The organism is Aquimarina gracilis (genome assembly GCF_035285365.1).
Classification (GTDB): domain Bacteria; phylum Bacteroidota; class Bacteroidia; order Flavobacteriales; family Flavobacteriaceae; genus Aquimarina; species Aquimarina gracilis.
The window spans coordinates 376595-392326 of the sequence record NZ_JAYKLX010000004.1; the positions used below are offsets into that span (position 1 = coordinate 376595).

General features: G+C 34.9%; 11 protein-coding genes. 1 reads left to right on the forward strand and 10 read right to left on the reverse strand.

Annotated features, from left to right (window positions below):
• Positions 1-45: 45 nt before the first annotated feature.
• The 5 genes from U6A24_RS10110 to U6A24_RS10130 are packed head-to-tail and all read right to left on the reverse strand — an operon-like array spanning position 46 to position 7804.
• Positions 46-717 (reverse strand): ion channel, encoded by a 672-nt coding sequence (locus U6A24_RS10110; RefSeq protein WP_324179847.1) that lies wholly within the window; start codon positions 715-717, stop codon positions 46-48.
• The gene (locus U6A24_RS10115; RefSeq protein WP_324179848.1) at positions 717-3833 is read right to left on the reverse strand and encodes an efflux RND transporter permease subunit; all 3117 of its coding nucleotides are present in this window, start codon (positions 3831-3833) and stop codon (positions 717-719) included. Before U6A24_RS10115 ends, U6A24_RS10110 begins: the two co-directional genes overlap by 1 nt.
• A gap of 16 nt (positions 3834-3849) precedes the next feature.
• On the reverse strand, positions 3850-4935 hold the full coding sequence (locus tag U6A24_RS10120) for an efflux RND transporter periplasmic adaptor subunit (RefSeq protein WP_324179849.1): 1086 nt from the start codon (positions 4933-4935) through the stop codon (positions 3850-3852).
• A gap of 28 nt (positions 4936-4963) precedes the next feature.
• The gene (locus U6A24_RS10125; protein ID WP_324179850.1) at positions 4964-7309 is read right to left on the reverse strand and encodes a TolC family protein; all 2346 of its coding nucleotides are present in this window, start codon (positions 7307-7309) and stop codon (positions 4964-4966) included.
• Positions 7310-7357: 48 nt separating this feature from the next.
• Positions 7358-7804, reverse strand: a complete 447-nt coding sequence (locus tag U6A24_RS10130) for a hypothetical protein (protein WP_324179851.1) — start codon at positions 7802-7804, stop codon at positions 7358-7360.
• A 285-nt stretch (positions 7805-8089) separates the two neighbouring features.
• Between U6A24_RS10130 and U6A24_RS10135 the strand changes: the two genes are divergently transcribed.
• On the forward strand, positions 8090-9064 hold the full coding sequence (locus U6A24_RS10135; protein ID WP_324179852.1) for a M14 family metallopeptidase: 975 nt from the start codon (positions 8090-8092) through the stop codon (positions 9062-9064).
• Between the two features lie 78 nt (positions 9065-9142).
• On the opposite strand, the gene U6A24_RS10140 is transcribed toward U6A24_RS10135, so the two are convergent.
• The 5 genes from U6A24_RS10140 to U6A24_RS10160 form a co-directional block, all read right to left on the reverse strand.
• The gene (locus tag U6A24_RS10140; RefSeq protein WP_324179853.1) at positions 9143-10489 is read right to left on the reverse strand and encodes a DUF3526 domain-containing protein; all 1347 of its coding nucleotides are present in this window, start codon (positions 10487-10489) and stop codon (positions 9143-9145) included.
• Complete coding sequence (locus U6A24_RS10145) at positions 10486-11937, reverse strand: DUF3526 domain-containing protein (protein WP_324179854.1); 1452 nt, start codon at positions 11935-11937, stop codon at positions 10486-10488. Before U6A24_RS10145 ends, U6A24_RS10140 begins: the two co-directional genes overlap by 4 nt.
• Before the next feature lie 16 nt (positions 11938-11953).
• A complete protein-coding gene (locus U6A24_RS10150; protein WP_324179855.1) occupies positions 11954-14452 on the reverse strand; it encodes a TonB-dependent receptor domain-containing protein in 2499 nt (832 codons plus the stop codon).
• A gap of 23 nt (positions 14453-14475) precedes the next feature.
• Entirely contained in the window at positions 14476-15171 is a 696-nt protein-coding gene (locus tag U6A24_RS10155) for an ABC transporter ATP-binding protein (protein ID WP_324179856.1), read from the reverse strand.
• A gap of 255 nt (positions 15172-15426) precedes the next feature.
• Positions 15427-15732: a hypothetical protein gene (locus tag U6A24_RS10160; protein ID WP_324179857.1), complete on the reverse strand. Its 306-nt coding sequence runs from the start codon at positions 15730-15732 to the stop codon at positions 15427-15429.

Below are 15732 nucleotides of genomic sequence, written 5' to 3' on the forward strand. Positions count from 1 at the left end.
AATTAACTTATTTTCAGGCTTTTAATTAAAAATTATATAACGTAATCATAATTTTTTTGAATGTACTATGTATTTTTCCACAATAACCGCTGTGATGATTACCATATAAAATTGACCTACTAGACCCACTAATATTGCAGCTTTTTGAGCAACCGCGGTAGTGGGTACAATTTCACCATAACCTATTGTTAATAAAGTAATGTAGGCATAATACAAAATGCTATCAAAGCGTACTAGGGGATCTTCTGATTGTAATAATGTACAAGTAAATGATCCTGGGTTGAGTAACTCGATAGTCATAAAAAGAAAGAAAGCCAAAAAACCTAATGAGATATATCCACTCATGAGTCCCATAATTACATTTTTGTTTACAAAACTGGCACCCCACACCTGTTGAATGATATTCCAGGTAACGATTATGTGAAAGACAAAATAGATGGTTAATCGTATAAAGATATTATCCATATTCTCATTTCGAGAAATCATGCTAGATCCAAACATAAAAGCTGCAATGACGAATAATCCAATAAAGAACCAAGTGAGTTTTTTACGCTTTGAAATCATCAAAATTCCAGCGGCAATACTTAAAAGGTACAAAATAGGCAGTAACACAAATTCGTAAAAATCTAAAGGAAAAAATAAAGATCCAAACAAAATTGTAATCTGTGTGCCTAGAAATATTTCGAATCTGTGTTTGTATAGTCTATCTACTATCATTATTCATCTAATAATTTATCATTAAACTCATAATCTTTATAACTCACCTTAAATAAAGCACTGTATAATGATGGGACGAATAATAATGTAATAACGGTACCAAACAAAAGCCCGATCATAATACTTACGGCCATACCCTCCCACATTTCTCCACCTGAAATGTATAGCGGAATCAATCCCAGGACTGTTGTAAATGTAGCCAAAAGTATAGGTCTAAATCGTTGTAAACAAGCTGCAATGACAGCATCTTGCTCAGAGCGACCAAGATCTTTTTGTTCGATTTCCATTCTGTCTATGAGTACAATTGCATTATTAATAACGATACCTGCAAGAGAGATGACCCCCAAAAATGGCATAAACCCAAAAGCTTCTCTAAAAACTAATAATCCAATCACTACGCCAATGATCCCCAAAGGAATTGTTAGTACTACCATTCCCATTTTTCTGAATGAATTAAATTGAATAATTAGAAGTAATACAATAATAAATGCAGATATGGGCAAATAGCCTATTACTGACCCCATACTTTCTGCAGTTTGCTTAGCATCCCCACCAAATTCATAATCATATCCAATGGGCCAACTTTTTTTCTGCTCGTCTAACCAAGGAGTAATTTCTGCAGTGATAGCAGAAGCATTACCTCCTTCTCTCAATTCTGAACTAATATTTACTGTTCGTTTAAGATCAAATCGCCTGATTTTGGAATATTGCCATTGCGGTATAATGGTAGCCACTTGCAATAAAGGTACACTTCTTCCACTATTTTGTGAGTATATATTCAACGTCTCAAGCGAAGCCAATGATTGCTGTTGATTGTTATCACTGCGCATCATAATCGGGATGGACTTATCTTCTTCCCGATATTCTCCTGTTTGGAAACCATCGAGGACGGTTTGCAAGGAAGTAGCAATATCCTGACTTGTCACTCCGGCAGACTGAGCTCTGTTTTGATCAATCTCTACCAGGAACTTCTTGCTTTTAGGACCCCAATCATCTTTTACGTTTTTGGTACCAGATATGCCAGAGAGCCTTAGTTTGATCACCTCGGCGATTGAGGATAACTTATCAGGATTTTGACCGGATATTTTTATTTCAATAGGAGTACCACTACCACCAGAACCCAATGCACCTACCTTGATATCAGCATTTGGGAAGTTGTTGAAAGTAAATTCATCAATCTTTTTTATCATCTTGGTATTCTCATTAAACGATGAGGTATTTACAAGAATATGAGCATAATTCGAATTAGCTTCGTCTGGCGAATATCCTAAATCATATGACTCTGGTCCTTCTCCAATATAGGACGACCAATCAGATATACCGGTAGATCTTGATTCATTTACCAGCAGAGATGAAGCCATATAATCTTCGATTTGCTTTACAACTTCAGAGGTGCGTTCAATCTTGTTGCCTTCGGGAAGATTAATGTCGATAGTGATCATATTTCGGTCACTATCAGGAAAAAAGATAAAAGGTATTTTAGTAAATCCATAGATGGAAATAAAGAAGGCGATAAAAATACCGATGATCACTTTCCATTTATTACCTAATGCCCAAAGAATTAAATTCTTGTAATATTTTTTTAATGAATTTATAATTCGATCAATAAAACTTGGTTTCTTTTCCCCTTTTGGGGTAATCTTCAAAAACAAGTAACAGAACATAGTGATCACCGTCAATGCTATAATCCATGAAGAGAGTAGTGCAATAGTAATAACCACGAAAATAGGGCCTACAATATCTCCCATAGTAGTAGGAGAGAGGTAAAAGGCCAAAAATGCTGCAGATGTAGTTAATGTTGAAATTAACAAAGGCATCCATAGCTCTGAAAAAGCTTCGACAGCGGATTGTTTTTTTTCGATACCTTGCTCCATTTTGACCATAATTGTTTCGGCCACTACGATAGCATTATCGACCAGCATCCCTAATGCCATAATTAGTGCGGCTAATGTTACCTGATTGAGTCCCATACTGATCACACCCATAATCATCAAGGTCATAATCGTTACAATCGGAATCAGGCTAGCAATGACAAAACCTGTTCTGATGCCTAAGAAAATAAGCATTACGGCAAGTACAATCCCAATAGACTGCATGAGATTAACGATAAAATCACCTACCTTAAAATCTATATATGTATCTAAAGAAGATACACGAGTCAACTCTAGTCCTATGGGTAATCGTTTCTGCCACGCTGCTACGGTTTGATCTACTTCTTCACCTAAGGCTATAATATTAGCATTCTCTTTTAAATTTACGTGCAACGAAATGGCGTTTTTACCACTGATCCGTATTTTTTGTGTAGGTGGATCTATATATCCTTTTGATACCGTGGTGATATCCCCTAATTTTACTAATTGTGAGCTGTTGTTACCAACAGAAATAAGCATGTTTTCAATATCTTCGACAGAGTTAAAGTTTCCGGTAGGCTCTAATATAATACGTTCGTCTCCTAAATTGATTTGTCCTCCTGAGTTAAGAATATTGGTTACAGATATTGTTTGTTGCAACTTTGAAGCTGATAAGCCATATTCTTTTAATCGCGTATTGTCAAACTCAACAAAAATACGTTCTTCTTGTTCTCCTCCCATTTCAACTTTGGCAGCGTCAGGTAGTTTGATAAGTGCATCTTTGATATCATCTGCATATTCTTTCATTTCAGTATAAGAAAAACCATCTGATGTAAGTCCAACCACAATACCATATACATCACCAATACCGTCGTCTCTTAAAAAAGGTTGAACACCTTGAGGTAAACCTTGTAAGGCATTTAGTTTTCTACGAAGTCTGTCCCAAACCGATTGCATTTTTTCGGGCGTTACTTCATCTTTAAGAGTTACTTGTACTACCGATAATCCTGATCTTGAAGTACTGGATATCTCTTTTAACTCGGGCAATTCCTGTGCTACTTTTTCAATTTTATCGGTTACCAATTGTTCAACACGCTCTGGACCTGCACCTGGAAATTGGGAAACAACAGAAGCTACTCTTACCGTATAAGGAGGCATACTGTCTCTAGACAAACTAAAATACATAACAACACCCATTAAAATAATGGTGATTAACACCATAAAAGTGATTCTGTTTTTATCTATAGAAAACTGTGCTAAATTCATGCGTGATATTTTAGAATTACTGTAACCTTACTTCCTGACCGTCTAAAAGAGTTTGTAATCCGGCTGTTGCAATTTTTTGACCTGCAGAAAGCCCTTTTATGATTTCAAATCCTTCAGTAGTCAAATTGCCAATAGAAACTTGTTGTTTTTTAACCTTAATAAAATCTCCTTCTTCTTCTATTAAAAACACGAATCTTCCATTGCTATCTTCTCCTACTGCGTGTGCAGGAATTACAATAGTTTCAGTACTAGATTTTCCATTTCCAAAATCAAATGTAACATTGGCGGCCATACCGCTTTTTATATCATTACTTGGGCTGGTGACAGTCACTCTTATTGGATATGTTGAGGTATTTGCATCAACCGCCGGGGACACTTCTGTAACTTTTCCTTTGAATGTTTTGTTTTGTAATGAAGTAAAACCAACCTGAACTTCCATGTTTTCTTTGACTCCGTTAATAACACTTTCTGGAATTCCCAAATCAATTTCCATATCGGTACCAGCATTGAGCGTGGCTACAGTTTGCCCGGGACTTACATTTTCATCAATTTCTGACGTAACTGCAGCAATAATTCCATCTTCTGGAGCATAAATGTATCCATATTGTATTTGTTCCTGTTGGATCTCGACACCACGTTTTGCAGACTCATGGCTTTCTTGAGCTGTTTTGTAAGAGTTTTTGGCAGCTTCAAAGTCACTTAAAGGTGAACTCCCTTTTTCATACAAAGAACGAACCCTGTTTAAACTTAATTTAGTAGTATTCATTTGAGATGCAGCACTATTTAATTGAGTTATCGATTGCTCGTATGCCAATCTGGATTGTACATTGTCTAACTTCGCTAGCAAATCTCCTTTTTTTACCTTTTGGCCTAGTTTAATGTTAAACTCTGTTATAATTCCAGAATTTCTAAAACTTAGATTGATAATCTTATCAGTTTGTGCCGTACCACTGAAAGTTCTCACTTTTTGTCCTCCTAAGAAACCAACTTGTTGGTACTTAACCGGACGTAATATTTTTTCTTCTTTCTTTTCTTCTTTACCACAAGACCATATCAAAGATGATAGTACAAGTATGATAAAATATGTGTTGAGATATTTCATGTTGTTGGTGTTTTATAGTTGTGGAAGGTTAATTTCGTGTACTTAGAAACTCAAAAAAACGCTGTCTGAAAGCTTCATTTTCTTGATCAGAGTTTAGCAGAAAATAATAACCCAGAAAACGTTCTAATTGCAAAGAGTTGATTAAATAATTGTAAGTAGCATTGGCTCTGGCCACACGGGCGCTTAATAAGTTATTCTGGGCGTCTAAAAGTTGCACAATGTTTACAGAACCAGATGAATAGGATACCTGGGTGAGTTCCAAAGATTCTATAGCCGTTTCTTCAGATATTTTGGAAAGTTCAATATTCGATATTTGGTTTACCAGGTTCAATACACCAGTTCTTATATTGGCGGCTATTCCTAATTCTGTACTTTGCTTATTGATTTCTAATTGATCTTTTTGAATGATAGCCGTTTGTCGATTAATATTAGTTACGTTTTGATTAAAAATTGGGATCGAAACATTAAGGCCAACATTATAATTATCATCAATCAATCCAAAACCAGGAGGAGCTGTGCTTCCTTTTCCACTTCTATCAAAGGTCCGGTTATATTGCCCTTGAAGTGCAATTGTAGGTAAAAATCTACCAGAACTATTTAGTTTAAGGTTACGTGTGGTGGCCTCGAGATTATATTGCAAGGATTTAAGCTCAGGAGCATTGGTTTTAGCTTCGTCTACCAGGAAATCTATAAAAGGCTCCCTTAATGTAGGATCATCTAATAAATTGGCAATTTCTTCATAGTTATATTCTTTAAAAACTCCTTCACTAAGTGCGGCATCGTCAATATCTATCTCTAGATTAATTGGATTATTTAATGTCTGATTAAGAGTTATAAAACCTTGTTCCAGTTGATTAATGGCTTCTACCATAGCTTGCGTGTTTTGTGCCATTTGACTCCTAAAACGTAGCAGGTCGGATTTTCCTGATTGTCCGGCTTCAAAATTCTGTTCGGCTATCTGTAAGTTTCTTTTGGTGAGTTCTAGGTTTTGCACTTGAATCTGAACATTGGTTTTGAGTATTAGTGTATTAAAATATGCATTGGATACATTAAAAATAAGATCTAGTTGATCTGCATTGAATGATGCTTCTTGTGCTTTTTGTAATTTTTTTTGAATTGTAATATTTGCATTTACCGCTTCAGAAAATAATGTTTGCTGAACCGTGAGGTTTCCTGATGTTGAAAATTCAGGACTTTGACCATTACTAATTTCGGCAGCATCTGGATCGACGTAGGTCGCAGTTCCGGCTGCGGTGAGTAAGGGAAGATAGTTGCTTTTTGCCGTTTTTACATCTTGCTGGCTAAGTTCAACATTTTTTTGACTGGCTTGTAGCGATAAGTTGTTTTTGAGCCCTTCGTCTATAGCGGTTAATAAAGAATACTTTTTTTCAGAGAGTATATTTCTGAATTCACCGACAAAATCAGTTTGTGCGATAAGGCTATACTTCAAAGGAAATCCTATGCGTTCGGCTGTGTTGAAATTAATGGTAAGACGAGGTGTGTACTCAATAAATACTGGTAACTCTGAAAGGGATTCGCCGTTAATATAAGCTTCAACACTTAGTGCAATTCTCCTAAAAAATTGCTCAAGATTATCATCAGATTGATTGGTAGCCATAATTCCGGCAGATACATCATTGGGCCCGTTGGTCGTAAATGATGGTAATTTCTTATCAATAAATGCTTTTGCAAGTTTTCTGTTTTCTTCTGTCGTTAGAAAGAAGCCACCTGCAATATAGATAGCATCAATACCTTCTAGGTTATTAATGATATCATTGGGATTATTGAAAGGAATAAGCTTGTAGTTTGCTTCTAAAGCCCCTATTTCTCTGTCAAAGGTTTCCTTTAACGGCAAAATATCTACAAAAGGAGCATCAATGGCAATTCCCAGGTTCTTAAAACCGGTTAACTCTTTAAAAATTTTAAAATCAACTTTAAAAGATTCTGATTCTATGAGGTATGTGAAATTTTCGACCCCCGATGTTTCTTTGGTAAGATCAATATCACTGTTGAGGTCTCGATTAATAGCCCCAAAGAGGATCGTTGGTTTCTTATGTACTTTTTGAGTACTTATGATCTGGTTATTGATGACTCCAAATGCCAGTATGATGTCGGTTTTATTGTTTAAAAGTTGATCATAATTTTGTTGTGCCTTTTCAAGATTGTAGTTATTTGCCAGAATATTGGACTCCGGAATATGAATCACGGCGTCTTCCCCTACAACGGCTCTTATTTCTGATTGAAGTTTTGTAAGTAAAGGTTCTACTTCTGAAGTTGTGTAATCTACCAAGATACCGATGGTATAGTTTTGCTTTACTTGAGAAACACCGCTAAAGATGGAGAAAAGGAATAGTAATACTAAAGATCTTTTCATTATTTGTTTGTAGTTTTAAATTATGACTCTTAAAGAATTGCCACAATTTTAGATTGATTTGTCGAAGTATTTTTTAATGGTTTTATCTATATACTGTATATGTTCGTCACTAAAATTAATATTGTCAATCAAAAAATTATTTAGTTGTATATTATCTTGATTACGTAAAGCCAGGGTTTCTTTCCACAGTTGGTTTTGCATTTTATATCCATCAATTAACCTTTTTATGCGATCAATACCTCCCTGAATATCTAAATGAAAGTGTCTTTTTCTTTTACTTCCTTTAAAGACGTTATAATTAACTTCACCTTTTTCAATTAAGAATTTTAACGCTTTACTAGTAGCACTTTTACTGGCTGAGACCCCTTCCATTAATTCTTCAAAAGTGAAATGTTCCTGATTAGAAATCAAAAACAATCCTAATATTTTACCGGCAATTGGGGGATAATTCTCTTCTTTGAATGCAATAGCATAGCGCTCGATCATATTTTCCATGCTTCATCAGAATTTTGAAGCAAATGTATATTTTAGTTTCCATTAATGGAAACTAAAATATAGTTTTTATGATAACTTTCACATTTTCAATAAGATAAAGTTAAAATTTAATTGGCGGTTTTGAGGTTTATTCAGAGATTATTTTTTGATAAGCATATCAAGAAAAAGCTTTTGTTCACTTTTGGGAACAAACATTATCAATTAGCTTATGGGTATGTGCCTTTTTAATACGCTTTACCAAAAAAGAAAGTATTATTTCTTTAAGTATAATTACTTTTATATTATATGCTCGAGAAAAGAATCTTTTTATACATTTTTACATTAACTTCTACCTATACGCTAGCTCAAAAATCTTTTACTTTCCAAAATCAATTTATCGAACCAGGAACTAAAAGTCAATTTGAAATACCCGTAATTAGTAAAACAGACAGTACTTTTATTCCTGTTACTATATTTCGTGGTACAAAACCGGGACCTGTTTTGGGGATCACTGCCGGAATTCATGGTTATGAATATCCTCCCATTTTGGCCGCGCAACAATTGAATCAAAAAATTGACCCAAAACAACTATCGGGTACAATTATTCTTGTTCAAATAGCCAATGTACCTGCTTTTTTAAGTAGGAGTCCATTTATAAACCCATTAGATGGTAAAAATTTAAATCGCTCATTCCCTGGTAATAGCAAAGGTTCGATAACCCAACGTATGGCATATATTATCACCTCAGAGGTGATTGCTAAATCTGATTATTTTGTTGATATGCATGCAGGAGATGCACCAGAAGATCTGCGATCGTATAACGCTTGGTATCAAAGCAAAGCACTCCCCGAAGTTTCAAAAAAAGGAAGAGAAATGGCATTGGCTATGGAGTTTGATTATTCTATTATTTTCAATATTCCTGAAGAAAGACTTAAAAAACCTAGTTTGTATTGTTCTCAAGAGGCTTTTCATCGTAAAATCCCATCAGTGGATATAGAATGTGGACGACTTGGTGTTCCTGGCAAAACAGAAACGGATCGAATTGTAAAGGGCATGTTCTTATTATTGGCACATTTGAAAATGATAGATTTAAATAAACAATCTGTTCTAACAAAACCAACAATAATTGCTCAACGATTTACCATAAAAAGTAAATCAACCGGACTTTTTTATACTGAAAAAAAGCGGGTGACTTTATTAAAAAGGGGGAGTTTGTTGGCTATATTACCGATTTTTTTGGCAATACATTACAAGAGATTAAAGCATCACAAAATGGAATGATCCTATATATGATTGGTACTCCCCCTATTAATAAGGGTGAAACTATTATGAATGTCGGCATCGTGCCTTAAATTCATATCATAAACGTCTTATCATTGGTATAGAAATTAATAACATGCCTATAGAGGCCATTACAATTGGCATTATGCTCCATATTGGTTTTAGATTATGCTCTGTTTCATAATATTCAGGTTTGAATTGATTCCAATCAATAGTATCGGCATGTTGACCTTCGAATATTTTTGGGTAGAAAAATAACCTTAATTTTTCGTGAAAAGCATCAGTAGCTTCCAAATACTCCATTTGTTGATTCATACTGGTTCCGGCCAATTGATTAAAAACAAGTTGTAAATGCATATTAGGAATTACAGTTGCGATTTGTCTGCTCGTCTGTTCGCGTAACTTGATTTTGTCATTTAGAGCTTCCTGTTGTTTTTTTGAGTCATCGTCTCCCATCTGTTGCATAGCATAATACCATAACCAGTTGAATCCATCTGTGGGATAGCCATATTTTTTGAATTGCGGATAATGCTTATAAAACTTCTCTATAGTAGCCAATTTATCAGTGTCCCATTTTACATGATATCCATCCCGTTGAGCAATTGCTGTACTTAAAGCCTCAGGAACGGGATATTTTGATGAAACGTAAGCATTGATCCCAGCAGGTAAAAGGACGATTAATACTAGCCAAACTGATAGAAGCAATAACGCATTAAAACCCGAAGATTTTTTAAAGCTAATGATAAAAAAAGTGAGTGTAAACCAAAATAGCGTATAAAACATAGACAATCCTAACATCCAAAAAAAGTTAGAATCCAAAGATAAATTGAGTACTAGCTTTGCAATAAAAAAAAGAATGATCAATATGATATACAACAACACCAAACGTATCAAAAGTTTGGAAATAATAAATCGTAGTTTAGATCTTGCCTGAATAGCTACTAAACGCCAAGTTCCTGCTTCAGTCTCTTCTGAAACCACGTTAAACGTCAAAACAATAACCAATAAAGGGAATAAATAAATAATCACAAAAGAAAGATCAAGGTTGCCGGATTGTAAATTCATTGGATTCACCAAATCGGTATCGTACTTTTGTGCTTCAAAGGTTTTTATCGTAATCCGTTTTACCGTTGGGTTAACATCTGCTTGGCCTATTGATAATCCTGCTAGCGGATTTAAGGTATTGATGTAAGCAAATTTTACATAATACAATAACAAACCTAAATCTTCATTATGAAGTGATATTTGTCGATCAAAATGCTGTTCTTGATAAGTGTTTACTTCGGTAATAGCATTTTGTTGTCTTTTCAGGTGTTTACTTCCAATAATAATTCCAACAATACCTAACAATGTAATTAATAATAAGCTTATCCAAACTTCTTTGGATCTAATGCATTGTTTCAAAAATAACTTATATAGTATCATATCGCTTTTGCTCTTTTTGAAGTGAATATCAATAAGCCTAAAGCTGCAATAATCCATAATAGTATGGATAGTAATGCAGGAAAGGCTTCTTTAAGAGAATTGTTAAATGCCATAGGTTCGTGCTTGAAATCTTCGAATTCCTCCCAGTGTTCGTGGCCTACCACATGGGTTTTTCCTTCAGAACCGCTTTCTTTTTTCGGACTGATATATTCCATTTGCAATTCGTTCATGGTCTGCGCTAGTTGATAACGATAGTTATCTGCCTGGTATTGAAAATCGATATAGGATGAAAAATCTGTTCCCGACATCGTCATCGATACTAGTTTGATGGCAGTAAACGGGTTGATAAAGGATGAAAACCGGGTCACATCATTTTGACTTTTATATATGTTTAGCAATTTTGTATGGTGTTTTCTATATAAAACAGACGTGATTTTTTCACCTTCACGCATCACGAAACCAGAATAGTTAAAAGGTAAATCGGTAACCTTACTTACGCTATGAACGGTTAAAACAGAGTCTCTTAAATTATTGTAGTGCGGATCATTAGGGTTATGACTGTCACCTTTTTGAATCACTTCTTTTTCAATGGCAGATTGAAAAGCTAATTTACTGGGTGTAGGGAACCAATAATTTCCCATAGCTTGAGCAGATTTGGGCAATAGTACTACTAGGAGTAACCAAATTCCTAATAATCGTAACAAAGCATTTTTTGAAGTGCTACTACTTGTCGATACTACAATAGTACCAGAAGAAACAATAAACAAGAATGCCAAATAACTGAACCCTAATACTAATAAACGAAACCACCTAAGATCGTTTTCTGCATAATCTCCAAATACCAAAATCGCGATAATTACTACTAAGTAAACAGGAATAAAAAATAGCATAGAAATGGCAAAAAGACCTATTGATTTTCCAAATAACATTTCCTTCCAGGTGGCACCTTGGGATAAAAGCATTTTTAACGTTCCATTTTGTCGATCTGCCGCAACACTAGAAAAGCCTACGAAAATTAGGATTAGTGGTAATACTAGCTGTAGCAATAATGCTAAACTCAATTCTCCAAATCTCAACATTCCTGTAGAAAATGTAGCTTCAGAAAAGTTAACACTGTTTTGACGGTGAGCTTCCAAAAAAACGGTGTTGCCTGTAAAACTTTCTAATCCGTAGTCAAATATTCCTAAAGTTGGATGTATTCGAAATGCAAATGTCCCAAAATGTGCCATACGGTGTGGATGCTTATCAGGATTTGCTTCCCAGCTTTGTCTGGCTTTAGTTTGGTGTTCTCTTCGAATATCATTTTGAGTACTATGATTTTTTATACCACTAACAGCCGAATAAGCTGTTAGTAGTATAAAAACCAAGTATAAGAGATAAAAAGTTTTGGGAGTAGTCGCATTACGCCAAAAGTGAATTGCGAATACCCTAATGTTAGTCCATTTCATTTGTTACTATTTAGTGTTAAAATGTATAAGTAGCATTCAACAAAAAGTTTCTTGGAGCTCCTGGTCCTAACCTATTAGGATTAAGACCTCCCAACCAATATGTATCATCAAATATGTTATTTATTTTTAGTGTCAACTGCATATTTACAGAATTTGGCTTATAGTAAACTGCCCCATCAAATACTGTGTAGTCTGGTAATAGTACTCTGTCAGGAAGGTATGTAGGGTTGTACCAAGTATATCTCTCATCCACATACTGAGCGCCTAAACCAATTCCAATTCCTTTTAATAAGGAGTTCGAACTAAAGTCGTATCTCCCCCAAATATTTGCATTATGCTCTGGAGCTCCTCCTATTCGTTCTCCTACAAACTCTTCAATAGCATCTTCTTCAATAGTAGCATCTGTATAACCATAAGAAGCTATTATTTGTAAGTTAGGTAATACATAACCAGAAATATCCATTTCAAAACCTCTACTACGTTGTTCACCTATCGTTGTTAAGTTATCCAAGTCAAAAGTATCACCAAGTAAGATGTTTTTTTGAGTAATGTTAAAAACTGCTATGTTGGCAAATATTTTTCCATTTAAAAATTCTCCTTTGGCACCTATTTCTATTAAGCTACTTTCTAATGGATCAAATCTACCTGGTGAAGCCTCCCAAAAGAAACCTTCAGCAGATGGTGACAATGAAAGCGTATTTGTATGTGGCTGAAAACCTTCTAGATAGGTTGCATATGCACTAATATCCTTCGTAACTTCATAAGTTACACCTACTCTAGGTACAAAAGCATTAGTTTCAAACTCTTCTTCATCTCCTTCATAATCAAAAATATCTGTAAACCACTCATATCTTAAGTTTACTAAAGCCGAAAATTTTCCAATCTTAAATTGATTTTGAAGATAGACACCACTAGAGGTTGTTAAATTTGCGGGAATTTCAAGTCTTGAAAAGACATAATCGTTGGTATTTCTAATGCCGTTAAAAGGATCGGTTAAATCTAAATGTGGTACAGCAGGAACTAATAATCCATCGGCTGTTTGCCGAAAGTCATTTGGATCACTCGTTCCGGGTCTAAATCTTGCAGTAGAGCCATCATTTAACAGATAATCTCTTGAGCTATTTGCGCCACCTATATTTCTTTCCCAACGTGTTGCATCATATCCGACTAATGTTTTATTGGTAAAATTCTCTTTTTTTATGTCGTAATTAAAAAATGCGCTTACATTGTCTGTATTCCAATTTTGTTGTCTTTGGGCATATCTCATGGCTACGAGATTAGGAACGATATTACCATCGGCATCATAAGCTTGACGGAATGCGTCGGCTCTATGCTCTTGTAGATCTTCATCCCAAGTTTGTTTCATATACTGGGCATTGAAACCAAAGTTTTCGGTAAACTTTTTACTAAAGCTTGCCATAAATATGAATTCTTTAGTTTTGTAAAAGTCGTTTATTGCACCTGGATTCAGAGTAATTGGTGTGCTGTTGGGATCATAATTATCATCAACAGCATCAAAAATTGGCTGACCTCTATCTATATTGCCGTCAGCATTATTGTAAATCATTTCTACATTTAATGATGTATTTTCGTTAGGGATATAACTTAAAGACGGCGAAACCAAAATAGCATTGTTATTTACGACATCCCTAAAAGAATCTGCTTCTTGAATTGCCGCATTAAAACGATATAACAAAGTTTTAGAATCGTTTAAAGGGCCTGTAAAATCTGCTGTTGCTCTTAATGTTCCGAAACTACCTGCAGCGACTGAAATTTCATTGCGCTTTTCGGTTAATGGTTTTTTAGTGACCATATTTACGGTTCCACCGGGATCAGCACTAGAAAATGTTACCGATGAAGGGCCTTTAATGACTTCTACACGCTCAAGGTGTGAGGTAATGGGTTGTAAAAAATAGTACTGTCGTGTACGCATACCATTAAGTACTTGTCCATCATCTGCTTGCGTAATACCACGTATATTGTAATGGTTATACAAACCTGTAATGGCAACATTACTTACTGTTTTTACGGCATCTGGTAACTGAAATGCTAATCGGTCTGCAATAAGCTCTTTGGTTACTGCTGCTACTACTTGCGGTAACTCTTTATTTTTTATAGCTACTTTGGTTGCAGAAAACGAATAATCACTATTATAATCTTTCCTTACACGGCCTACAATTTCGACAGTCTGTAATTGCTCAGTGCCTTCTTCTAATTGGATAGTACCTGTATCAAATGGAGTACCTTCACTAATTTCTATAGTGTTTTTGTATGCCTGAAATCCCAAATATCGTACTTCTATGTTATAGCTTCCTGAAGGGGCATTTATTTCGAATTTTCCATAACCATCGGTGAGTTTGCCGAAGGTGTTTTCTGCATTCTTTATTGAAACCGTAGCACCCGTTATCGGAATATTTTTATGATCAACGATGGTACCGGTTATTTGCACCTGTGCAAAAGAAATATTGCCAATGAATACTAATGCAATAATGATTAATGATTTAAAAATGTTCATTGTGTGAATTGTTTATTTTAAGTCTATATGGTTTTTAAATAGAGATTTTGTAGTTCGGTTGCGTTAATGGTATTGGTATCTGAAGTGTGTACCAATTTCCCTTCCTTCATAATACCGATTTTGGTTCCCACATTAACTGCATTAAAAATGTCATGGGTAGCCATAAAAATAGCTTTGCCTTCGCTACTTAATTCCTTACAGATTTTTGTGAATTCTAGTGTTGCTTTAGGATCTAGGCCTGAGATAGGCTCGTCCATGAAAATGTAATCGGCATTTTTTGAGAGTGCAATGGCGATGCCTACTTTTTGCCGCATCCCTTTCGAATATGACGATAATTTGTTTTGATGCGCTGCCTCTTGAAGCCCTGCTTTCGATAAAAAATTTGACAATTGGGTAGGGGAGTATTTAAAACCGGCCAGTCTACTAAAGAAATTAAGGTTCTCAATACCCGAAAGATTACCGTATAGTTGAACAACCTCGGGGATATATGCAATCATTTTGGTAGTTTTATTTCTATTTGGTCTTACGGTAACTCCATTTACCAAAGCTTCTCCGCTTGTAGGTTCAATAAGACCTAAAAAAAGATTGATAGTGGTTGTTTTACCGGCACCATTTTGACCGAGTAAACAAAAAATTTCTCCCTTGTCAACCGATAAATTTAATTGGCTAAGAGCCTGGTGCTTCCCATATGTTTTGGTAAGATTTATTGCTTTAAGCATAGATGTACTTTAAAATTGATTTGACGATTAGTGTTCTAGATTCGATTAAGAATCCATGATTAAATAGAATTGAAGGAATACCTTAATTTAACTATGTAGTGCTTTGCAATGAATTACAAACACCTCATTGCCAGGGTTTTTCTTTTTTGAGAATTTAAAAGATGTAAGTGGCCTTCACAAATTAGAATAGGCAAAACGGCTATAGGAATATGAGTCTTTGTTAGACATTACATTCTTTAATAAGAGGTATTTCCTTTATGAAAGAGGAGGAGGTTTGTTGTAAAAGCATGTAGGAGAAACAATTTTTTCCTGCGGAATATTATATTGAGCCAATACAACATATGAACTAGGTGTATGTTGTAGTTCATTTTCCAAATAAGAATTGTCTTCTGTAATTAAATCAAGTTGATAAGAATAAACAAGAATATCACAAAGTTCGCAAGAAACAGAAGTCTTATCATCTGTAAGATGGTCCAATACATGTAAGTTTACAATCCTAGGAACAAGGAAAAAAGTTGCAAACAATACAGTGATGATATGTGGGAGTACACGTTGGTACAT

Coding starts and splice junctions, on each gene's coding strand:
- U6A24_RS10150 (WP_324179855.1), bottom strand. CDS start 14,452: ATGAACATTTTTAAATCATTAATCATTATTGCATTAGTATTCATTGGC.
- U6A24_RS10135 (WP_324179852.1), top strand. CDS start 8,090: ATGCTCGAGAAAAGAATCTTTTTATACATTTTTACATTAACTTCTACC.
- U6A24_RS10115 (WP_324179848.1), bottom strand. CDS start 3,833: ATGAATTTAGCACAGTTTTCTATAGATAAAAACAGAATCACTTTTATG.
- U6A24_RS10160 (WP_324179857.1), bottom strand. CDS start 15,732: ATGTACCAACGTGTACTCCCACATATCATCACTGTATTGTTTGCAACT.
- U6A24_RS10130 (WP_324179851.1), bottom strand. CDS start 7,804: ATGGAAAATATGATCGAGCGCTATGCTATTGCATTCAAAGAAGAGAAT.
- U6A24_RS10140 (WP_324179853.1), bottom strand. CDS start 10,489: ATGATACTATATAAGTTATTTTTGAAACAATGCATTAGATCCAAAGAA.
- U6A24_RS10120 (WP_324179849.1), bottom strand. CDS start 4,935: ATGAAATATCTCAACACATATTTTATCATACTTGTACTATCATCTTTG.
- U6A24_RS10145 (WP_324179854.1), bottom strand. CDS start 11,937: ATGAAATGGACTAACATTAGGGTATTCGCAATTCACTTTTGGCGTAAT.
- U6A24_RS10155 (WP_324179856.1), bottom strand. CDS start 15,171: ATGCTTAAAGCAATAAATCTTACCAAAACATATGGGAAGCACCAGGCT.
- U6A24_RS10125 (WP_324179850.1), bottom strand. CDS start 7,309: ATGAAAAGATCTTTAGTATTACTATTCCTTTTCTCCATCTTTAGCGGT.
- U6A24_RS10110 (WP_324179847.1), bottom strand. CDS start 717: ATGATAGTAGATAGACTATACAAACACAGATTCGAAATATTTCTAGGC.